Raw genomic sequence first — 21,512 nt, 5'->3', positions numbered from 1 at the left:
CATGGATCAGTACGAAAATGGCCAGGCTTTGAAGTACCGGACGAGCCGCCGCCAGATCTCGGCGAGTCCGAGCGGCTCAAAGAGCAGGAAACCGACGATGAGCAACCCGAACAGCGCCTGATTGAGCGACTGAACCGTGAGCCCGCCCCCAGTCCCATCGCTGCTCACGAACGGGATGCTGCCGCTCATGCTCTCGATTACCCGCGGCAGCAAGGTGAGAAACAGCGCGCCGAGCACTGAGCCGGACACGGCGCCGACTCCACCCACGACGATCATCGCGATGAACTGAATCGACAAGAGCAGGGAGAAATCGAGCGGGCTGACGAAGCGCGCAAAGGAGGCGTACAGGGCCCCGGCGCAAGCGGCGTACCCGCTCGAGACCACAAACGCCCCGACCTTCCAATGAACCTGGGAGACACCGATGATCTCGGCGGCCAGATCCCGATCGCGAATGGCCTGCAGCGCCCGTCCAGGACGGGAGCGCACGATGTTCCGTGCGGCAAGGGCAAGCACCGCCACGACGATCCAGACAAAGTAGAGATAGCCCTGCGTCCGGGAGAGCCGGAAGGAGCCGAATTGCAGCGACGCGATGTCGACGCCAGCCGCGGCAACTGGCGCGCGCACGCTCGTGCCCGTGAGCCCGCCCGTGACACTGCTCCAGTTCTCGAAGACATGCTGGCCAAGCACCAGGAGCCCGAGCGACACGATCGCCAGGTAGTTGCCCCGAAGCCGAAGAGCAAACGGCCCGACCAGGCCGCCAACAGCACCACCCACCGCGGCGGCGGCCAGAAGCCAAAGCGGAAACGGCAGCCCCCACCGACCGGCAAACACCGCCGCTGCGTAGGCGCCGATCCCATAGAAGACCGCGTGGCCGAGCGAAACCTGGCCGGTGAATCCGATCAGCAGGTTGAGGCCGATGGCGCCAATGGCCGCGATTCCGGCATACACCAGCACGGTGGACCAGTACTCGCCCATTGCGAGCGGCAGGACCAGCCACGCGAGCCCCATCGCCAGCGCGCCAACCTGCGCGGGGCGGGAGCGAAAGAGCACGGTGTCATGCTCGTACCGAGTCGTCAGGCGGGTGTTGCGAAGCTTCCAGATCATGCCCGCCGCACCTCCGGCGTGCCGAAGAGCCCGTACGGGCGCACCAGCAGCACGAGAATCATCAGGAGGTACGGCATCACCGTGTGGATGTTCGCACCGAGCCACGGCGCGTTGGGCGTGATATAAGCCGCGCTCATCACCTCCGCCAACCCGACGATGAGCCCGCCCGCCACCGCACCCTCGGTCGAATCGAGTCCACCCAGGATGGCTGCGGGGAAAGCCCGCAAGGCAACGAGACTGACGGTGAGATCGATGCCGCGCGGCCCCGCCGTGAGAAAGACTCCGGCCACCACCGCGAGCACCCCCGCCAGGGCCCAGACGATGCCGTGGACTGTCCGTGGATTGACACCATGCGCGAGCGCGGCCTCAGGGTCACTTGCTGCCGCGCGCATGGCAACCCCGACCGTCGTGAACCGAAAGCCGATGAAGACGAGCGTCAGCGCCACCGCCGATGCCCCGATGGTCCAGAGGTCGAGCAGCTTGATGGTTGCACCGGCCAGCATCACGGTGCGGAGGCCCCAGGGATCGCCCAGCATCTGGAGGTCGTAGCCCCAGAGTGTGGTGCAGATCTGCTCCAGCACGAAGAGCAGGCCCAGAGTAATCAGGATCACGGCAAAGACGGGCTGACCCACCATCCGTCGCAGCACGAAGCGCTCGATCAGCAGGCCGACCGCACCGAGGACCAGCGCAGCGGCAAGCACCGCGACCGGAAAAGGAAACCCCCAACGCACCCCAAACTGAAAGGTGACGTACGCCCCAAGGACGACCAGGCCGCCAAGCGCGAAGTTGAGCACACCGGTGGCGCGGTAGACGACCACAAACGCGAGGCAGATCAGCGCATAGATCGACCCGAGCGACAAACCCGCCACGACCAGTTGAACGAAATCGGTCATCGATACAGCCCCTCGACCAGCGAAGCGAAGCGAAGCGCGATGGCGCGGCGCTTGACCTTCTGCGTCGCGGTCAGCTCACCTTCCTCGTGATCGAGTTCCTTGGGCAGCAGCGCAAAGCGTTTGACCTGTTCGACCGGTGCGAGCTCGCGGTTCACCTCCTCGATCCATTCAGCCACCAGTCGCTGTACTTCTGCCCGCTCGGCGAGATCCTGGTAGGTGGTGTAGGCCAGTCGCTGTCTCGCCGCCCAGTCGCCGACAGTGTCGAGTTCGATGCCGATCAGCGCCACGATGTAGCGCTGGCGATCGCCGATGACGATCGCCTCGCGCACATAGGGCGACACCTTGAGCCGGTTCTCGATCCACGACGGCGAGATGTTCTTGCCGCCCGCGGTGATGATCAGGTCCTTCTTGCGATCGGTGATCCGGAGATAGCCATCCGCATCGATCTCACCGACGTCGCCGGTGCGCAGCCAGCCGTCGGGATCGATCGTTTCCCGCGTTGCGGCCTCGTTCCGGAAGTAGCCCGCGAACACACCGCGCGACTTGACCAGGATTTCCCCGTCCTCGGCAATCCGGATCTGCACCCCGGGCGCAGCGATCCCCACCGTGCCGAGCCGCGCGCGACCCGCCGGATTGAAGGTGGCCAGCGCGGAGCCCTCGGTCTGGCCGTAGCCCTCGCAAACCATGACACCGATCGCAGCAAAGAACTCGAGGACCTGCGGCGCAATCGGCGCCGCCCCGGTCGCCGCCGCCCGGACGCGGGCCAGACCGAGTCGTTCGCGCAGCGGCCGGAAGAGCAGGATCCAGCCCAATCCGTAGCTCAGCCGCTCTAGCAGGGTCGGCGGGGTACCCGCAAGCCGACTCCGGGCCAGTCGACTGCCACGATCCATCCAGTACATATAGATGCGGCGCTTGAGCCAGGACGCATCCCGCATCTTGATCTCCACCGTCGCCATCATCTTTTCCCACACCCTCGGCACACCCACGAAGAAGGTGGGTTGAACCTCCCGAAGGTCGCTCACCAGCGATTCGCCGCCACCGCCGAAGTTGACGCGATAGCGCATTGCCACAGCGAGGATCACGGACAGGCAACGCTCCAGCACATGACAAAGCGGCAGATAGGACAGGATTTCATCCTCTTCACCCACACCCCAGATTTCACCCCATGAGTCGCCGACGCTGTGCAGGTTGGCGTGGGTGAGCATCGCGCCCTTAGGCGGTCCGGTGGTGCCAGAGGTGTAGACGATGATCGCGACACCCGCCGGATCCAGGGCGTCGACACTGCGCCAGAAGGCATCTGGATCAGCCGCGGCACCCAGGTCGAGCAACGCTTCAAAAGTGACGACCTCACCGGCCGCAACCCGATGCCTGGCACCGCGCGTTTCGATCAGCACGATGTGGCGGAGCAGGGGCAGCCGCTCGCGAACCTGCAGCAGCTTGTCGAGCTGCTCCTCGTCTTCCACCACCGCCGCGACGCACCCGGAGTCCGCCAGGACGTGCGCCACCTCCTCGGCCGGGCTGGTACAGTAGACGCCAACGGCAATCGCGCCGATACCCTGTGTGCCGATGTCGGTCCAAAGCCATTCCGGCCGGTTCTCGGCCAGGATGGCGACCCGATCGCCTGAGTCCACACCAAGCGCCCGCAGCCCCAGCCCGACGCGCACCGAGCGAACGGCGTACTCGGCCCAGGTGTACTCCTGCCAGTAACCCAGGTTCTTGTGACGGAGCGCCACCCGGTCGGGGGCCATCTCTGCGTTGCGGCGAAGCAGCGCAGGCAGGGTGACGACCGCAGCGTCAGTGCGCACGGATTCGGCCCCGATCGTCGCCGTCATGACGCCACCCCGAGGTATGCGTCCACCACTGCAGGATCAGCCCGGACAGCCTCGGGCAGACCGATGGCGAGCACCCGACCGAAGTCCATCGCCATGACCCGTCGCGCCAAGTCCATCACGAAATGCATGTCGTGCTCGACCAGCAGGATGGCCACGCCGAGTTCTTCGTTGATTTCCCGGATGTAGCGGGCCAGATCTTCAGTCTCTTCGAGGTTCATTCCTGCCGCCGGTTCGTCGAGCAGGAGGAGGCGCGGCCGCATCGCCAGCGCGCGCGCCACTTCGACCCGCTTGCGCACCCCGTACGGCAGCAGCGCCACCGGCTGAAAGCGGTACGGTTCGAGCTCGAGCAGCTCGATGATCGGTTCGCAGGCGCGCCGCTGCGCGATCTCCTCTCGACGCGCTTTGCCGAACCAGACCGCGCCGGCGAGCAGGCCCGTGCGCATCAGATGGTGGCTGCCCAGCAGCAGGTTCTCGAGCACCGTGAGGTGGCTGAAGAGACCGAGATTCTGGAAGGTGCGGGCCACACCGAGTTCAGCGATGGCGGTCGGTGAGCAGCCGGTGAGCACCGTGTCACCAAGCGTGATAATTCCCTGCTCCGGGCGATAGACGCCGTTCAGACAGTTGAAAATCGACGTCTTGCCGGCGCCGTTCGGTCCGATGATGGCGAAGAGTTCGCCGTGGTTGACGGCAAAGCTCACATCGTCGAGCGCGGTAACGCCGCCAAACCGAAGGGTCAGGTGTTCGACAGCGAGGAGGGGCGAGGCCGTCACGCGCTCCATCGCTTCCGGCGTCGATAGGTCTTGACGTCACGGAACGAGCGCCGATTCTCGCCGCTTCCGCCAAGATAGAATTCGCGAACGTCAGCGTCGGCGCGCAGCGCGTCGGCCGAGCCGTCGCGGACGATCTTCCCGTTCTCCATGATGTAGCCGTAGTGCGCCACCGAGAGCGCCATCGCGGCGTTCTGTTCCACGAGGAGGACAGCGGTGCCTGCCTCGTGCACCGTGAGCACGATCTCGCGCACCTGCTCCACGATCTTCGGTGCGAGGCCAAGAGAGGGTTCATCGAGGATCAAGAGACGCGGCGAGGTCATCAACGCACGTCCGATCGCGACCATCTGCTGTTCGCCGCCCGACAGGTAACCGCTGACCGCCCGGCGCCGCTCGGCAAGGCGTGGAAAGAGGGTGTAGATCCGGTCGAGACCCTCACGCATGGCCCCGCGACCGCGGGTAAACCCGCCGACTCGCAGATTCTCCTCGACTGTCAGCTCGGCAAAGAGGCGGCGGCCTTCCATGACTTGTGCCACACCGAGGCGGACAATGTCCGGGGCCGATTGCGCGCCTAACCGGATGCCGCCGAAGCGGATCTCACCCTTGGTGGCGCGGCCGCGGTGGATCGAGAGCAGCCCGGTGACGGCGCGGAGCAGGGTTGTCTTGCCTGCACCGTTGGCGCCCAGCAACGCAACGATCGCTCGCGCGGGCACCTCGAGGCTGACCCCGTGCAGCACGAGAATCACGTCGCTATAGACGACCTCGAGGTTCCGGACCGCGAGAGGTCCGTCTCCCAGCATTGCCGGTCGTGCCGAGACTGGATCGGGCACAGGTTGTCCGGATGTGAAAGGGATGGCGAGCTAAGATGCCCCCGATTCTACGCCGGGGGCATTGGGTGTCAAGAAGCCCCCCGGCTTCTCGGGTGCCGACGGGCCGGCACCCGGACTAGAAGCGGAACCCCAGATCTGATGCTAGCGATATCCGTGGTACCTTTGGCCCGTATCCGGCACTGGTGCTGGCGGGGCCTTCCAGCGACCCGACTCATAGTCGAACCAGACCTTGCCGACCTGATCGCCGTAGGCCCGCAGGATCTGTTGTCCGTCCGGCCGCGATGCCACGATCCTGGCGAGCTGGCTGCTGTAGGCGCCCGTAGCGATGCCCACCATCTTGATCAGCGCATCGTAGCCGGCGCGCAAGCTGTCGACGGTGATCGTCGCAGTGCTGTCCGCGTAAGTCACACCCGGAAACCCGTCGAGCACCGCGATGTTGGCGGGCGGCACGGCGCGAAGCCCGACCCGAAGCGGGGCGGGGGCCTTCATCGCCTGGGTCTTACCAGCTTTCAGGTTCTCGACGGCAAGCTTGGCCTTGGCGGTCAGCTCCGCACGTGCCTCGTCCACCGGGCGAGTGATGGCGCTGTCGGCGGCAGTCGCTGTCTTCACGGTGACGAACTCGATCCACGGCATTGGGCCGGCGAGATCGGCAGCAAGGCGGTCGTCGCCGGAGCCGAAGATGACCGGCGTGCCCTGCCTTCCCCACGACAGACCGACCAACTCGGTTTCGGTGATGGTCTGGCCGTTGATGGCGATCCCGATACCGAGCGTGAAGGTGTGGGAGGCGAAGCCGCGGGATCCGGTCTTGGCGTGCATACCTACCACGGCTACACCATCGAACTCTTCGAAGTTCGGGGTGTCGAAGTAGCCGTCGAACGATTCAGCGCGAAGAATCTGCTTCGCGCGCGGGTCGAGCAGGTCACGCCGGACGTCGGGGCCGGGGTTGCCGCTGCCGTGGCCGTCGACGATCAGGACCTCCGTGGCACCGCCCTGGTAGAGACCGTCGACAACGGCGTTGATATCGCCGACGAGCATTTCCTGACCCTTGGGGTAGAGCGGCGTGCCGTAATTGAAGGAAGACGGGTCGCTCTGACCGGAGAGGCCCTCCATGTCATGGAGGATCAGAATCCGGATGCCGTCGCTGGTGTCTGGACGGACGACTTGGAGTGTCCACGGCGCGCCGGACGGAGCGACGGCGCTCTCGGCGGGTGTGGCGGACGGGGTGTTGCACGCGGCCGCGACGAGCACGGCGCCGAACGGGAGCAGGCGGGGTGAGCGATGCATGGGGCCAATGGGTTGGAGGACGGATCGGAATGTAGCGGGCTGGCTCGGCGAACGGGCGGTGAGGACAACGGGCAGACTCCCCACCGGCTCGGAGAGCATCGCTGAGGCAGATCTCTGCCACTGTCCCATACTCGGCGTATAATGTCCGAATGACTCGATCAGACTCGACCCCTGCCGGGAGGCGACCCAGCTTTCCCCAGCGGAACCGCCGATGAGTAACACCAAGACCGCCCGATGGATGGATCTGCTGGCCTTCCTGCTTCACCACCGGTTCGGAGTCAGCCGTGCCCAGATCTTCGAGCGGGTCCGCGGCTATCAGAACCAGGATCAGGAATCCGCCCGCCGCAAGTTCGAGCGGGACAAAGCCGACCTCGAAGCACTGGGCATCCGGATCGAGAACATCCCGGCCCCGGATGAGACCGGTGTTCCGGGATATCGTCTCCGGATCGATGGGATCTACCTCCCGCAGCTCGAACTGGCTGGCGAGGTGGCCCCCGAACGACCGTATCCGGCCTTGCGCCGATTGCAACTCTCTGAGGCAGAACTCGACCTGATCGACCGGGCTACCCGCCGGCTGGCGCAGCAGCCGGCACCCGAATGGGCCGAGGCAGCGAAGTCGCTCCGGCGGAAACTGGAATTCGATCTGCCCCTCGAACCTCTCGCTGCGCAGCGTGCCCTCGCCGCGCCGCTCAGCGCGGAGGCCGCGCAGTCACTCGCTGCGCTTCAGGACGGCGTGGTCCACCGGCGTTCGGTTCAGGGTCGGCAGTGGACTCTTGGCTCGACCGAGCCGACCCCGATTCGACTCGAGCCCTGGGGCCTTCTCTTCCAAGCCGGTCGCTGGTACTGCGCCGGACGGGACCGCGACCGGGACCTCGCGGTGATCATCTCGGTCGAGGACCTGGACCAGGTCGTTCCGGACGGTACCACCTTCGACCGCCCCGCGGACTTCGATGTGCGGACCATGGTCCGACAGGCGCCCTGGGAATGGGGCGACGGCGACGCGGCCGTCGCGCGAGTAACGATCGTCGGGCCAGACGCCCAACGGGCGGCCAACCGCAAGCTGGGGAAGCTCCTTGCCAAGTCGGCCGGTTGGCGCGAAGCTACCTTCGAGATGACGATCCGGGACCGGCGCAGCTTCCTCCGCTGGGCGCTCTCGCTGGGACGAAAGGTCCGCATTGAGACGCCGCAGGACCTCGCTGCGGCACTCGAGGAACTTCGCCAACAGGTGGTCAGGATTTACGACACGGGGGATCGATGAGCACCGCCGAACAGCTGACTCGGATCGTTCAGATGGTGGCCGAACTGGGTCGCCGGGAACGGTGCGGGGACGAGCCGGCGACGCTGGCCCAGGTGGCGGCGGCGTTCGGCGTCACCGAGAAAGCCATCGCCGCCGACTTGCGGACCTTGACTGCGCTCGGTGAGCATTCCGCCGATGACTGGCTCCTGAGCCTGTCCGCCTGGCAGCAGGACGATCGGTTGAGCATCTCGAGCGGGGGCCCGTTTCGCCGCCCCCTGCTGCTCACCCCGATGGAGCGCTGCGCCCTTCAGATTGCCCTGGCCGGCGATCCGGCCGGCGCCAAGCTGGCCAAACGGCTCGACGCCGTCCTGGATGGCGCCAAGCTGCCGGCCGCCGCCGATGAGTCGAGTGATGCCATGCACTGGGTTGTTACCCAGGCTGCTCGCAACCGGCGGCGAATCGAGCTCGACTACGCGGGCGAGGGCGAGGCAACCCCGCGAACCTGGACGCTCGACCCTCACCAGATCATCGACTACCACGACCGGGTCTACGTCGTCGCCTGGACCGCCGAGGGGTGGCGCCACTTCCGGCTCGATCGAGCCGTCGCGGTGCGACCGACGGATCTGTCTTTCGAGTTCAGGAAGGATTTTCGTGAGGTGGTGGAACATGCGGATCTGTTGCGGGCGGCAACCGATCAGGTGGACACGGTAACGGTCCGCTTCGCGCCTGGGGTCGCTCGTTGGATTCGGGCCCGGTATCCTGCGCACCAGAACGTCGAGGATGGCAGCGTCGAGGTTGAGCTCGTCGTGACCAATGAAGCCTGGCTGGTACGACGAGTCCTCGACCACGGCATCGATGCGGAGGTGGTGCGGCCGGCGCACTACCGGGCCGCAGTCAGGAGAGCGCTCGCATGACCCGCTACGCCGTGGGCGACGAACTGACCGTCACCGTCCTGGGCGGGCTCGGGGGTGACGAGACAACGGGTGAGATCGGGGGGAACAAGATCCTCCTGGAGTTCGGGGACCGGAAGTACTTCCTCGACTTCGGTACCAGCTTTGCGCGCAACGGAAAGTATTTCGACGAGTTCCTGAGTCCCCGCGCTGCCGTCGGGCTCCGGGACTTTCTTGCGGTGGGCCTGCTGCCACCGATCGAAGGCGTCTACCGGGATGACCTCCGGCTCGAGCCGGATCTTTGGAACCGATACCACGGGCACCCGTCCTATCGCCGGCTCGATCATCTCGACGGGGTACTCCTGTCTCACGCGCACCAGGACCATAACGGATGCCTGGGCTTCCTCCGGCCCGACATCCCGGTGTACACCGGACTGATGACGGCCCTGATCGGGAAGGCCATGCAGGACATCGGCGGCGGCGGACCCGAAGCGCAGTACTGCTATGTCGCTCCGAAGGCGGTCGGCAAGTCCGGCCTCCTCGAAGCAGTGCGGCCGGCCTCGCGAACCGGGCGACCACATTTCATTGCTGAGCACGACGATGCGATCCGAGCCGCCAAGATCGCGCTCGATCCGTTCTTCGCCAGCGTGCCCGGGCCGAAAACCCTGTTCGAGGCGGCACCATTCGAGCATTGTCAGCTCGATCCCGACAAGCTGCGCTTCTTCCGGGTCGACCACTCGATTCCAGGATCCGGCGCCTGGGCCATCAACACACCGATCGGCTGGGTCTGCTACACCGGCGATATCCGCCTCCACGGCCATTCGGGCTGGCGCACCAGGCAGATGGCCGAGGCCATGGGCGCGCTCAAGCCCGCGCTGCTGATCGTCGAGGGAACCAACCTGTCCTCGACGGAACCCGCGACCGAGCAGCAGGTGAAAGAAGCCTGTCTCGAGGTGGTCGAGCGCGAGCCCGGCCTCGTCATCGCCGATTTCTCGGCCCGGAACATCGAACGACTGCGCAGCTTTCATGAGATCGCCACCGCCGTCGGGCGTCGCCTGGTGGTGACGACCAAGGATGCCTACCTGCTCGATCGGATGCACGTGATCGACCCGGCTATCCCTCAACCTGGCGACGGCGTCGGCATCCTCCGTGCGCAGCGATCCACGGTCGGGGCCTGGGAAACGCCGGTACTCGAGGGGTTTGCCACCGCGATCGTCGATGCCGCGACGATCCGCAAGCGCCCCGGCGACTACCTGCTCTGCCTCTCATACTGGGATATCACCAATCTGATCGACATCGAACCCGATGGTGGCACCTATATCTACTCCAGCTCGGAGGCGCGAGGCGAAGAGCAGAAGGTCGACCAGGAGCGTCTGGTGGCCTGGCTCGACCTCTGGAAGCTGAAACGGGTGGGCGGGCTCCCCGGTGCCGAGTCGGGACCGTTCCACGCTTCGGGGCATATTCACGCCGCTGGAATGGAGTGGGTCGTCGGGACGATCGACCCCGCGCGGGTGCTGCCGGTACATACGCAGAAACGGAGCTGGTTCGAGGGGCGAGGGCCGAGCCTGTTGGCGCCGAGTTGACCATCGGAATCAGCGCCGCGCTGTGATTGTCACACCCCGACCGTACCGTGGAGTCGCTTCAGTCGACGGTATGTCCATGCGCCGGTGGTCCGCTGCTCAGATCGCTCGCTGGCTGCTCCTCACCACCTGCGATAGCGACGAGGGCCGGATCGGCCCCGAGGACGCGGTGCCTACGAGCCGTACGACTGACACTCCTATTTTGACACGGAGGCGCTCAACATGGTGGTGGTGATCGGCGTGGCACTGGTTGCCGTCGCGTTGGCCACGGTCTTGGGTATCGGGGTCGGGATTCGACTGGAGCGGACCGACCTGGCCGGGGTAGTGCGGAGGGCGCTCTACTTGACCAAGGCTTTCCCCACGAGAGAGGGTCGGCAGGCCGCAGAACAGGTGTTACGGTGGGTGGAGACGCCGGGACAGCGGGAAACGGCAAAGTGAGCCGCTAGAGCTTTCCGACCAGGACCCGTGCCAGGCTCAACACCCCGGGCTTGACCTGGGCCACCCCGTTTGGGGCACTGGCCTGAATCGTCAGGACCTGCCGGGCGGTCCTGACATACAACTCGGCATACCCGCTTGGGTTGACGTGGAACAGGGCCTCCGTACCGATTCCGCTCACCGTCTCGACGCCGCTTTTCGCGCGCGCGATCTCCATGATACGGCTGGTCGCGGGCAGAACCTGAATTGTCACGCCGGGGTAATCGCAGGACGAACCCGCAGCACCAATCGGCGTTTCCTCGGGAGCAATGTTGTCGAGCATCGCCTCCCATGGCAGGTGCTGCTTCACCTCTTCCTTCGGCAACAGCGAGCAGGCGCGCGCCCTCTGCGCGGCCGGGGCCTGCGCCAAGGCTGTGTCCGCAACGACCACCCCGACGGCAATGGCGATCAGGGCTCCTGACGTCCGATAGCGCATCTGGTCCACCTCCAGGGAAGGGTCGGCGGGAATGACCGGTTCCTCGAAGCTACACCTGGACAGGATCGGCACAATACCGTCCCATTACAGCGGCGTGAATGGCGGCGGCGTTCGCCCATTGAGACGGAGGTAGGGCACCAGCTGACCGAGCGTCCAGGACGAGTGTTGAAGCGCGGTGACGTTCCAGCGAAACCGCGATAAAGTCATCCGAAACAGCGTCGCATCCTCGACCCACCGCGCCTCGGGCACAGCGGACACCGCCTCGACGACATAGCCCAGGAACCTGTCGGTCTGCGCCCGGAGCCTGCTCCGATCGTGCAGGTAGCTGGCCGTGTCCGCATCGAGACCGTCGGGCCACGGACGATCCGCGATGACGCCCCGGGTGATCAACGCCGCAACCCGCGCCACATGATCGATCTGCTCCGCAAAGGTCCTGACACCGGGGGTCGGCCGGAAGCCGAGCATAGCCGGTGTGGCAGAGTCGATCACGGCCAGGAGATGGCGGCGCTGGTGCTCCCAGTCGCTCCGCAACGAGAGTGGCGAGCTCTGGGAGGTCCGCCGCCCCTCGACGTCACTTTGCGCGTCAGCAGTGCCGGGAAGGACCGACACGACCAGCGCAGAGACCAGCAGCAGGCGAGTCATCGGATGTCCATAGGTTCGGATTGAGGTGGGATCGCGCCAGAGCCTACGAGCGGCGGAACCACGCGGTTTCGCCGGTCAGGATGCGAATGCTACTCCTCCCAGCCCGACGGGGCCATCTTTGGTGGTTGCTATTGCGCCACCCAACTGCGCCGGAGCACTCATGAGTCCGCGAATTCTCGCCGCCATGGCGCTCGCCGCCATTGCCTGCAAGCCGGCCCAATCTCCTCCGACCGAGAGCGTCGCCATGGAACTGCAGACCCTCCTCGACGAAGCGGTTGCGAGGGGAGTGCCCGGAATCTCCGCCGCCATTGCCGACAGCTCAGGGGTGATCTGGACCGGGGTCGCCGGACAGGCGGACGTCCTGGCCGGGACCCCGATTCAACCCGAGATGCTGTTCGGCATCGGGAGCATCACCAAGACCTTCGCAGCCGTGGTCCTGCTCCAGCTGGCCGACGAGGGGCGACTGGATCTCACCGCCACCGCCGCCAGCATCCTTGGCCCGGCCGTCGCAGGGATTCCCAACGCCGACAGGGCAAGCATTGCGCAGCTGATGAACCACACCAGCGGCGTGCCGAGTTGGGAGGACGACCCGGTCTGGATCCGCGAAGGGCGCGGCAATCGGCTCGACCCGGCTCGCATCTGGGGCCGAACCGAAACGCTGCCGTACATCACAGGGCATCAGCCGCTCTTCGAGCCAGGCTCGAAGTACAGCTACTCCAACACCAATTACACCCTGATCGGCATGATCATCGAGCGGGTCACCGGCAACGATCCGGTCGCCGAGATCCATCGCCGGATTCTCGATCCGCTCGGGCTGGCGGATATTCGGCTCGAAGGGTTCGAACCTGTGCCCAGCGAGCGGATTCCCCATCGTTACCACTGGGCCACGCCGACGTTCCGCCAGGACGCTGGCGTCAACCCCGCCTTCAGCGAGACGCGACCGGATCTGATCGACGCCACCGGATCGAACCTGTCGGTGGAATGGACAGCCGGCGGCATGATCGCCACCGCGCGCGATCTGGCGCGCTATGGAGCAGCGCTTCGAGACGGCAAGTTGCTGAGCCCCGCGAGCATGCAGGTCCTGACCCAGTGGCGCCGGATCGGCGACAACGCAGAGGTTGGGCACAACGTGGTCCGGCGCACCTATCCGAGCGGGGTTGCCTTGATCGGGCACGACGGTGACGTGCTCGGCTTTACGGGATCTCTCTATTGGATCGAAGGGTCGGACGTGGTGGTTGCCGTGGTAGCGAACGTCGGCTCGATGCACTCGACCAGCGCAGGTACCGGAACGGCGACGGCCGACCAGGTTGCCGGTACGGCCTACACGGTGTCTCGTGATCCGCGCTTCGTCGAGGCAGCCGGCAAGCTCAAGGCGTCCGGTCCGCGCAGCTGAGGGCCAGGGCCGACGAGTCAGCCGTCGGCCCGCAGCGCCGTGGCAGGATCGATCGCCACGGCTCGCCTGGTCGGCAGGTAGCTGGCAACCAGCGCGACTGCGCCGATCGCCAGAGCGGTCAAACCGTAGGTGAGCGGATCGACGGCCTGGACGCCATGCAGCAGACCGGCCATCATCCGAGTCAGCAGCGCGGCGGTCACGAGACCGATACCGAGGCCGGTGGCGGTCACCAGCGCCGCCTGACCGAGCACCATTCGACGCACATCCCCCGGTTGCGCACCGAGAGCGATCCGCACCCCGATTTCCCGGGTCCGCTGCGCCACGACATAGGAAATCACGCCATAGATGCCGACCAGGCCCAGGATCAGCGCCACCACCGCCGCAATCGACAGCATCACCATGGCGAAGGCTGCCCGGGCCATCGAAATCGCCTGCAGATCCGCCAGCGTTCGCACATCGGCCAGTGGCAGGCTCGGACTTGCCGCCCAGACGGCCTGCTCCACCGACCGCAGCATACCGCGCGGGTCACCACTGGTGCGCAGCAGGAACGACATCGACCGAACCGGCTGCCCGCCGAAGCGGTCGGGCGAGAGGGGCCAGAACACGGTTGCTGGCGCGTCCTGGCTGACCCCGTCGGATCGAATGTCCGCCAGCACGCCGACAACTTCATGCCAGTCGCCGCCGAGGCCGAGACTGATCCGCTTGCCGATGGCGTCGGCTGGGCTTGGCCAGTAGGCGCGTGCCAGATTCTCGGAGATCACGACCACCTTGGACCGGTTATCGATGTCGTCCCAGGTGATGGTGCGTCCCGCGCGGAGCGGGGTCTGCAGGGTTTCCGCAAAGCCGGGGGCGAGCGTGTTGTGGCGACGGGGCGGCTGCAGGGTGTTGGGATCGACATCCACGCCCTCGACGCTGATGGGCGAGTCCATCCGGAGCGGAAGCATTGGGACGGCCCAGGAAGCACCTGCGCTGCTGACGCCGGGCAGCTGCGCCAGCCCGGCCATGATCTGTCGCTCGATCTCGATGACCCGGAGCGGATCAGGAACCTCGGCCTCCGGAACGAAAAGCCGGAAGGTGAGCACTTGATCCGACCCCCGGAAGCCCGGGTCGACGGCCTGAAGCGACCTGACGCTGCGCACCATCAGACCGGAACCGATCAGCAGCACCAGAGCCAGCGCCACCTGCACGACCACCAGACCGTTCCTGGCACGGAATCGTGCCCGGTCGGACCCGCCACCCCGACTGCCCTCCTTGAGCGCACGATGCAGGTCAGGACGCCCGTACTTGAGCGCGGGCCAGAGACCGAAGAGCAGGCCCGCCACGAGCGAGATCGCGGCAGTGAAGCCCAGGACACGGAGGTCGAGGCCGATATCGCTCATCCTGGGTAAGCCCTGCGGGCCAATGGTACGCAGCAAGCGGAGACCACTGTACGCGAGCGCCAGGCCGAGGCCACCAGCCACCGCACCGAGCAGCACGCTCTCGGCCAAAAAGCCGGCGATGATCCGACCCCGGTCCGCCCCGAGAGCGGTCCGCACGGCCACTTCCCGTTCGCGCGACTCTGCGCGGACCAGGAACAGATTGGCGACATTCGCGCACGCCAGCAGCAGTACCAGACCGACGGTGCCGAGCAGGACCCAGAGAATGGTGCTGACGTCGCCGACGACGGCCTGTTTCAGGGGCTCGATCGCCGGTGCGAATCCGGTCTGCCTGAATCGATCATAGGGCATCCCGCCCGGATACCGCTCGAATGCCAAGGGAAGAACCCGGGCCAGGTCGGCATTGGCTTGGGCGATGTCGACACCGGGCCTGAGCCGCGCCAGGGCGGGATAGCGAATCGCCATCAGCTGCGCACGCGCCGGGTCGAGCCGCGCGGGCAGATAGATGGCCGGATCGTACTCGAGCACCCGGAAGTCCCGCGGCAACACCCCGACGATCTGGTGGGGCACGCCGTCGATCTGGAGGTTCCGGTCGAGAATCTGTCGGTCGCCGCCGAAACGTCGCTGCCAGTAGCCGTAGCTCAGCATCACCGTCGGGGGCGCGCCGGCCGCGTCATCCTCGGCGGTAAACCGCCGGCCGAACGCAGGCTGCGCACGGAGGAGCGACAGGGTCCCTTCGGTCACGACCAGAGAGCGAACCCGCTCCGGTGACGAGCCGCCGGTGATCGTCGCGGCGCCGTCGAACATCAGGCCGAGGTCGTCGAAGACACGATTCTCGCTGCGGTAACTGAAGTAGAGCGCGTCGGAGAGTGGCAGGTCCCGCCCCGTTCCACCCAGGTTCGGCGCCACATGGGTCACCTGCACCAGCCGGTCGGCGTCCTCGTACGGAAGCGGCTTCAGCAGGACGCCGTTGACCACACTGAAGATGGCCGAGTTGGCGCCGATCCCGACACCGAGGGTGATGACGGCAATCAGGGTGAAGAGCGGCGCACGCATCAGGCGCCGGGCGGCGTGCCGGAACTCCCCGAGCGAAAGGGACATCGTGTCTCCGAGTATGAACTATGTGTTGCCGTTAGGGATGCCCGAATCCCTCCAATGGTTGCGAGCGTGTTCGGGCCCGCGGTGAGGCGGAAGCTGACCGAATCGGCGCAGACCCAGGTACGCTTGCGGCCGCCACCGATCGGGCAGGAAACGCCGCAGCCTGATCACGCTGCGAGGGGCGTGGGGCACGCACCTCGGGCTCGATCCGGGGCGACCGAGCCCGAGTATCGTTCGCGTCAGGGGGAACGACCAAACTCGCCGAAATTGTCGAGTGAAACGGTCGACGGAGTGCCATCGCGACCGATGGTGAAGTTGACCATGCTATGCGAAAAGAGCGCCAAGTTCCGCCAGGCGGCTCGGAACGTATCGTAGTTCCAATGCTCGAGGTCGCCGGTAAACTGGGTACCGTAGCGCACCACCAGCTTCCCGTTTTCCAGCGTGACCTTCAGCTCACCGTTGGCGCTGTCGGCGTAGGTGCCAGCGTACCTGTCGAGCGTCAGGGTCGGCATGGTGTTCTTGACCCGCTTGGCCTCGGTCTCAGCCTGCTGCTGCGCCACGCGGGTCGCTGCCCGGGCTCGCTGTTCCTTGATCTCCGCCACGCGATCCTTGGCAGGCAGGCCGAGGAAGCGGTCGAAGATGGTATAGGTCAGCGCAGTCGGCAGCGGCGAGCCGTTCATGTTGGTAAGCGCAACGACCCCCAGATTCTCGTCAGGCATCAGTGCGACCAGGGCCGTCATGCCGTCGATGTTACCGCCGTGATGCACGACGAAGCGACCCTTGTAGTCCTGCAGGAACCAGCCCATGCCGTAGGCAGAGAAGTAGCCGTCGCGTTCGGCCGGCTGGGCACCCCCACCGCCGCCGCCGCCCCGCCGCATGGTGAACTGCGGAGTCCGGGTTTCATCGAAGGCCCGCTGACCGAGCAGCGCCTTCCCGTTGACCTTGCCGCCGTTGAGCTGGAAGCGGAGCCACTGGGCCATGTCGAGCACATTCGAATTGATCGACCCTGCCGGAGCAACGTGGTCGATGTCGCGCGCAGGTACCGTTCGCAGCGTGTCATTGATACGGGCATGCGGCTCTGCCACGTTGGTCTTGCCAGCCAGACCCTTGATCGACGGGCTGGACTCCCGCATCCCGAGCGGCAGCAGGATCCGCTGGGTCACGAAGTCGGACCAGGTCGGCGTCCCCGCAACCTTAGCAACCGCCATTCCGGCCGCAAGGTACATCAGGTTCTGGTAACCGTATTCCTGTCGGAACGGCCCGGCCGGCTTGACGAAGCGGAGCCGGCGGATCAGCTCCTCGCTGGTGAACTGCCCGCTGATCCAGACCAGGTCGGTGCGCGCCAGCCCGCTCCGGTGGGTCAGCGCATCGCGCATGGTGATCTGCTGCGAGACATATGGGTCGTAGAGGCGGAAACCGGGCAGGTAGGTCGCGACGGGCTCATCCCAGCTCATCTTGCCCTCGTCGACCAGCATGGCCACCGAAAGGCCGGCAAATGCCTTGGTCGAGGACCCGATGGCAAAGATCGTGTTCGCGTCGATCGGGTCTGGCTTGCCGATGGCCCGAACGCCGAAACCCTTGGCGTAGACGATGGAGTCGTTCTTGACGACGGCAATCGCGATACCGGCATGCTCGAGTTCACGAATCGCATTGGTGACGTATTGGTCGAATCCGTCGAGCGGACCACGCTGTGAGGCCCGTTGGGCCGTGGCGGTGGAGGCAAGGGTTACGAGAGCCAACAGGAGAAGGGACGAGAACCGCCGCAACGTCGACATGGGCATGGCTCAGTGAAGGGGAACCTGATCGGCGCGCGCTAGCGCGATTGTATACAAAACAGAGTCCCAAATGATGGCCCGGGAGCCAGCCGGTGGCAACCCTGATCGCCTGGTAACGGAGCCGCCCGGTCAGGGCATCAGACCTTGCCTCTGTCTGGCCCGGTCGGCCCCGCCCCGATGACGAGCTCACTATCTTTCACCGATGCTTCCGATTGCTCTGCTGCTGCTGGCCCAGCTCACCGACACGCTTGCCTTCAGCGGCCGTGCGCAGCGACTTCAGGTTCCGATTCCCCGTATCGACGCCGAGATCACCGTCGATGGCGTGCTCGACGAGGCCGTCTGGTCGCAGGCAGCCCGACTGACCGAATTTTCCCAGTATCAACCGGTCGACGGCCGCCCTGCCGAGGAGCCGACCGAAGTCCTGGTCTGGTACTCGGCGCATGCGATCCACTTTGGTGTCCGGGCCACCGAGATTCATGGTGACGTGGTCCGCGCCACCCGCGCTAACCGCGACAACATCGCCAGCGAAGACCATATCCAGATTCTGCTCGATACCCACGACGATCGTCGCCTGGCCTACCTCTTCGGCGTCAATCCGCTCGGTGTGCAGCAGGACGGTACCCGCTCTTCCCAATGGGGCGGAGGCGCTGGCGGATCGTCAGCCACCGGCGGCGGATTTTCCAGCAGCAACTTTCTCGACGGGAATGTCGATCTCAACCCGGACTATGTCTTCGAATCCCGTGGCCAAGTCGTATCAGACGGTTATGTCGTGGAGATTCGGATTCCGTTCAAGAGTCTCCGTTACCAGTCGAAAGCTGTGCAGGACTGGGGCATCCAAATTCTCCGGCGCGTGCAGCACACCGGCTACCAGGACACCTGGACCCCGGCGGTGCGGGCCAACTCGAACTTCCTGGCCCAGAGCGGCACCCTTCAGGGCTTGACCGAGATGCGGCCCGGGCTGGTCCTCGAGGTCACTCCGACCGTCACGGGTCGGCTCGACGGGGCGCGTGCCACATCAGGCGTCTGGCGCTACGACGAAACCGGCGACGTGGGCGGCGATGCTCGCTGGGCGGTCAATCAGAGCCTGACCCTCAACGGCACCGTCAACCCGGATTTCTCCCAGGTCGAGGCAGACATCGGTCAGGTGCTCCTCAACGAACGTTTTGCCCTCTTCTACCCCGAGAAACGGCCTTTCTTTCTCGATGGTCTCGAACTGTTCGATACGCCGAGCCGGCTGATCTACACTCGACGAATCGTGTCGCCTTCGGCCGGACTCAAGCTGGCCGGCAAGGTCGGCGGCGTTACCCTGGCAACCATGGTAGCCGCCGACGCCCGCTCCACCTCGTGGAACGGGGGCCAGGCACCGATCTTCGGTGTGACACGACTGCGTCAGGATCTGGGCCGAACCGGCACCGTCGGCGGTGTGCTGACGGCGCGGGAGGACGGCGGTGACTATTCTCGTCTGATTGGTGCGGACGCTCGGATCTACCATTCGCGGCTGTACTATGTCGAGATACAATCGGCGCAGTCGTTCGTCGACCGGGGCGGGACCAGCCGCAGCGGCAATTTGTTCAAGCTCGACTGGGACCGGACGGGACGGCGCTGGGGGTTCCACCACAGCATCGAGGCAATTGACCCGGATTTCGACGCCGCAGCCGGATTCGTCAATCGCACCGGCGTGGTCGAGGCGGCGTTCTCCAACCGGCTGAGCTTCTACGGTGCGCCTGGTGCGCTGGTCCAGACGATCGGCGGCTTTCTCAGCTTGCGGCGGATGTGGGCCTACGACGGGCTCGGCGATGGCCTGATCGAAGGACGGGAGAGTATTTCGCCCAGTGCGACGTTACGGGGAGGCTGGCAGGTCGGTACCTCGCTGACGCGGAATCTCTACGCCTACGATCCGGCCGACTACGACGGGTATGAGGTCCTGGGCCCGTCGCTCAACACCCCCAACTTCCAGCCGTTTCCGATGCCCGGGCCGGAGCGAGACCTCTGGTCCGGATCGCTGTCGGTCACCACGCCAACCTTCCGGCAAGTCAGCGCCACGGCAAGTGTCGCGTTTGGCGAGGTGCCGATCTTCCGCGAGGCAAGCCGCGGTCGGAGCTTGCGGCTCAATGCGGTCGTCGACCTTCGGCCCGCATCGGCGGTGCGCACCACGATGCAGGTGACCCGCCTGACCCTCGATCGCCAACGTGACGGCAGCCGCTTCTCGACCGAGACGATTCCCCGAATCAAACTCGAGTATCAGCTCAATCGCGCCGTGTTCTTTCGCTTGATCGGCGAGTACACCGCCCGCGAGCAGGCGGGACTCGAGACCCGCGAGGGTCAGCAGATCTATCTCGACCGGCTGCCGTCGCAAGCCGAGCGGCGCAACGAGTTCCGAATGGACTGGCTCTTCAGCTACCGGCCCACCCCGGGCACGCTCTTCTATATCGGCTACGGCTCGACCCTCGAAGAACCACAGGAGTTCCGCTTCCGCGAGCTCCGGCGTCGGGTCGACGGATTCTTTGCCAAAGCCAGCTACCTCTTCCGCCTCTAGCAGATCCGGCCGCGATTACGGCGCGGCCGGTCGAAACACGTCTCGAAGACCCCGACTCGCGATCATGGGCATGACCGAGGCGTGGGTTTCGTCGGGGAAGATGTACGAGGTCATCCGTAGGCTCGGGTACCTGCGACCAGCCAGCGCCTTGGCGAAGGGTTCCAGCAGCTCGACCATTTGGGGATACCCCGCCTCCTCGTAATAGGCGAGGATGGGCGCCCGCATCGAGTCGGGATACGCCGCCAGCGATTTCCGAAGCTCGGCGGCCGATTCGAGCCCTCCCACAGAGAGAAAGACCCTCGCCGGCAAATCCTTGTTGCGCGCGGCGTATTGCTTTTCGTACTCGAACGAGACCTGGCGATCCCACCAGAGCGACGGACTCGCGATGACGTATCGCTGGAACGTCGCAGGCTCGTGGAACAGAGCATAGCTGGCGAATAACCCGCCGAACGAATGTCCGATCAACGTCGCATCCGCCGGGTCGGCAGGATAATGCTGTTCGATGAAGGGCTTGAGTTCTTCGCGGATGAAGCGGAGGAATGCGGGCGCACCCCCGGGTGTCGGCGCCGTACCGTTGCCCCACAGGTTGGTGGCAAAGCGAGCAAACCCGGTGTCCGCGGTCGGGGTGTAGTCCCGGGTCCGAAGGTTCAAGGTCTCTTCAAACCTGCTAACCGGGTAGCCGATGCCGACCACCAGAGCAGGCGGGATGGTCCCCGGCTCGAACGCGGCCAGCCGCGCAATCTCCGATACGATGCCAAACTCGCCGTTGGCATCGAGCGTGTAGATCACGGGGTACTTGGAACTCGCCGCCGCGCCCGAACCAGCCGGCGGAAGCGCAACGAAGATCTTGAACTCCTGATCCACGAACCGGGAGCGAAGCGTCCTGGCCTCAGAGTAGGGGATCGTCACCGGCTCGAACGACCCGGCCGTCGCGGCGGTGACCGGAGCCGGTTCGTCCTTGGGACCACAAGCCGCCAGCACGGCAATACCGGCCAGGAACAGGCGCGAACGAAGCATCGAATTGTCTCGGTTCGGGAGGAACCCCGAAGATACTGCACCGGGGTGCTACTGGCGCAGATCAAGGGTTGTCGAGAGATTCCGCCACACGATCCCCTCCCTAACCCAGGCCCAACCGTGGTCTCTGGCCAAGTAGAATCCCAAGACCGGAACCGACGCAGCAGTACCGCGCCGGTGCAAACCTTCGATCGTGCCGAGGTGATCAAGCTGGCGTGCCTCGAGCGTTGTGCCACCATGGCGGACGGGCGCTACGATTTCGGGGCTCCGCTCGCCAAGGCCGACCGAATCATGACCGTCGTCGTGGCGATCGTGTGCCTGGCCATCATGTTTCTCGGGGCTCGCATCTGA

The 21,512-nt window shown here is 65.6% G+C and carries 18 protein-coding genes; 7 read left to right on the top strand and 11 right to left on the bottom strand.

The window, feature by feature from the left end:
• Positions 1-6: 6 nt before the first annotated feature.
• From KF785_00455 to KF785_00430, 6 genes are all read right to left on the bottom strand, one after another.
• A complete protein-coding gene (locus tag KF785_00455) occupies positions 7-1,104 on the bottom strand; it encodes a branched-chain amino acid ABC transporter permease (protein ID MBX3145210.1) in 1,098 nt (365 codons plus the stop codon).
• Positions 1,101-1,997: a branched-chain amino acid ABC transporter permease gene (locus KF785_00450; GenBank protein ID MBX3145209.1), complete on the bottom strand. Its 897-nt coding sequence runs from the start codon at positions 1,995-1,997 to the stop codon at positions 1,101-1,103. Before KF785_00450 ends, KF785_00455 begins: the two co-directional genes overlap by 4 nt.
• Complete coding sequence (locus KF785_00445; GenBank protein ID MBX3145208.1) at positions 1,994-3,829, bottom strand: AMP-binding protein; 1,836 nt, start codon at positions 3,827-3,829, stop codon at positions 1,994-1,996. The genes KF785_00450 and KF785_00445 overlap by 4 nt, the downstream gene beginning before the upstream one ends.
• Positions 3,826-4,599 (bottom strand): ABC transporter ATP-binding protein, encoded by a 774-nt coding sequence (locus tag KF785_00440; GenBank protein MBX3145207.1) that lies wholly within the window; start codon positions 4,597-4,599, stop codon positions 3,826-3,828. The genes KF785_00445 and KF785_00440 overlap by 4 nt, the downstream gene beginning before the upstream one ends.
• Complete coding sequence (locus KF785_00435) at positions 4,596-5,426, bottom strand: ABC transporter ATP-binding protein (protein MBX3145206.1); 831 nt, start codon at positions 5,424-5,426, stop codon at positions 4,596-4,598. Before KF785_00435 ends, KF785_00440 begins: the two co-directional genes overlap by 4 nt.
• A 141-nt stretch (positions 5,427-5,567) precedes the next feature.
• Positions 5,568-6,710, bottom strand: coding sequence for a M55 family metallopeptidase (locus KF785_00430; GenBank protein MBX3145205.1), 1,143 nt, complete (start codon positions 6,708-6,710; stop codon positions 5,568-5,570).
• 211 nt (positions 6,711-6,921) lie between these two features.
• Between KF785_00430 and KF785_00425 the strand changes: the two genes are divergently transcribed.
• From KF785_00425 to KF785_00410, 4 genes are all read left to right on the top strand, one after another.
• Complete coding sequence (locus KF785_00425; GenBank protein MBX3145204.1) at positions 6,922-7,968, top strand: WYL domain-containing protein; 1,047 nt, start codon at positions 6,922-6,924, stop codon at positions 7,966-7,968.
• A complete protein-coding gene (locus KF785_00420; protein MBX3145203.1) occupies positions 7,965-8,861 on the top strand; it encodes a WYL domain-containing protein in 897 nt (298 codons plus the stop codon). Before KF785_00425 ends, KF785_00420 begins: the two co-directional genes overlap by 4 nt.
• Positions 8,858-10,420, top strand: a complete 1,563-nt coding sequence (locus KF785_00415) for a hypothetical protein (protein MBX3145202.1) — start codon at positions 8,858-8,860, stop codon at positions 10,418-10,420. The genes KF785_00420 and KF785_00415 overlap by 4 nt, the downstream gene beginning before the upstream one ends.
• A 219-nt stretch (positions 10,421-10,639) precedes the next feature.
• Positions 10,640-10,855, top strand: a complete 216-nt coding sequence (locus KF785_00410) for a hypothetical protein (GenBank protein ID MBX3145201.1) — start codon at positions 10,640-10,642, stop codon at positions 10,853-10,855.
• A 4-nt stretch (positions 10,856-10,859) separates the two neighbouring features.
• Here the strand turns inward: KF785_00410 and KF785_00405 are convergent, their stop codons facing one another.
• Both KF785_00405 and KF785_00400 read right to left on the bottom strand, forming a co-directional pair.
• On the bottom strand, positions 10,860-11,327 hold the full coding sequence (locus KF785_00405) for a hypothetical protein (GenBank protein ID MBX3145200.1): 468 nt from the start codon (positions 11,325-11,327) through the stop codon (positions 10,860-10,862).
• An 84-nt stretch (positions 11,328-11,411) separates the two neighbouring features.
• Entirely contained in the window at positions 11,412-11,969 is a 558-nt protein-coding gene (locus KF785_00400; protein ID MBX3145199.1) for a DinB family protein, read from the bottom strand.
• 160 nt (positions 11,970-12,129) lie between these two features.
• Here KF785_00400 and KF785_00395 point away from each other — a divergent pair, with 160 nt between their 5' ends.
• The gene (locus KF785_00395) at positions 12,130-13,362 is read left to right on the top strand and encodes a beta-lactamase family protein (protein MBX3145198.1); all 1,233 of its coding nucleotides are present in this window, start codon (positions 12,130-12,132) and stop codon (positions 13,360-13,362) included.
• Positions 13,363-13,379: 17 nt separating this feature from the next.
• Here KF785_00395 and KF785_00390 read toward each other — a convergent pair whose 3' ends face one another.
• Together KF785_00390 and KF785_00385 are read right to left on the bottom strand one after the other, a co-directional pair.
• Positions 13,380-15,839: an ABC transporter permease gene (locus KF785_00390; protein ID MBX3145197.1), complete on the bottom strand. Its 2,460-nt coding sequence runs from the start codon at positions 15,837-15,839 to the stop codon at positions 13,380-13,382.
• A gap of 236 nt (positions 15,840-16,075) precedes the next feature.
• Positions 16,076-17,611 carry a serine hydrolase gene (locus KF785_00385; protein MBX3145196.1) on the bottom strand — a complete coding sequence of 512 codons (1,536 nt, stop codon included), beginning with the start codon at positions 17,609-17,611 and terminating at the stop codon, positions 16,076-16,078.
• 202 nt (positions 17,612-17,813) lie between these two features.
• Between KF785_00385 and KF785_00380 the strand changes: the two genes are divergently transcribed.
• On the top strand, positions 17,814-20,147 hold the full coding sequence (locus KF785_00380) for a carbohydrate binding family 9 domain-containing protein (GenBank protein MBX3145195.1): 2,334 nt from the start codon (positions 17,814-17,816) through the stop codon (positions 20,145-20,147).
• A 15-nt stretch (positions 20,148-20,162) separates the two neighbouring features.
• On the opposite strand, the gene KF785_00375 is transcribed toward KF785_00380, so the two are convergent.
• Positions 20,163-21,164: an alpha/beta hydrolase gene (locus KF785_00375; protein ID MBX3145194.1), complete on the bottom strand. Its 1,002-nt coding sequence runs from the start codon at positions 21,162-21,164 to the stop codon at positions 20,163-20,165.
• A gap of 174 nt (positions 21,165-21,338) precedes the next feature.
• Here KF785_00375 and KF785_00370 point away from each other — a divergent pair, with 174 nt between their 5' ends.
• Positions 21,339-21,512 (top strand): hypothetical protein, encoded by a 174-nt coding sequence (locus tag KF785_00370; protein MBX3145193.1) that lies wholly within the window; start codon positions 21,339-21,341, stop codon positions 21,510-21,512.

The sequence above is a fragment of the Gemmatimonadales bacterium genome (genome assembly GCA_019637315.1).
Taxonomy (GTDB): Bacteria; Gemmatimonadota; Gemmatimonadetes; order Gemmatimonadales; family GWC2-71-9; genus SHZU01.
Note: the sequence above shows the minus strand (reverse complement) of the source record. Positions and strands in the feature narration are given on the sequence as shown.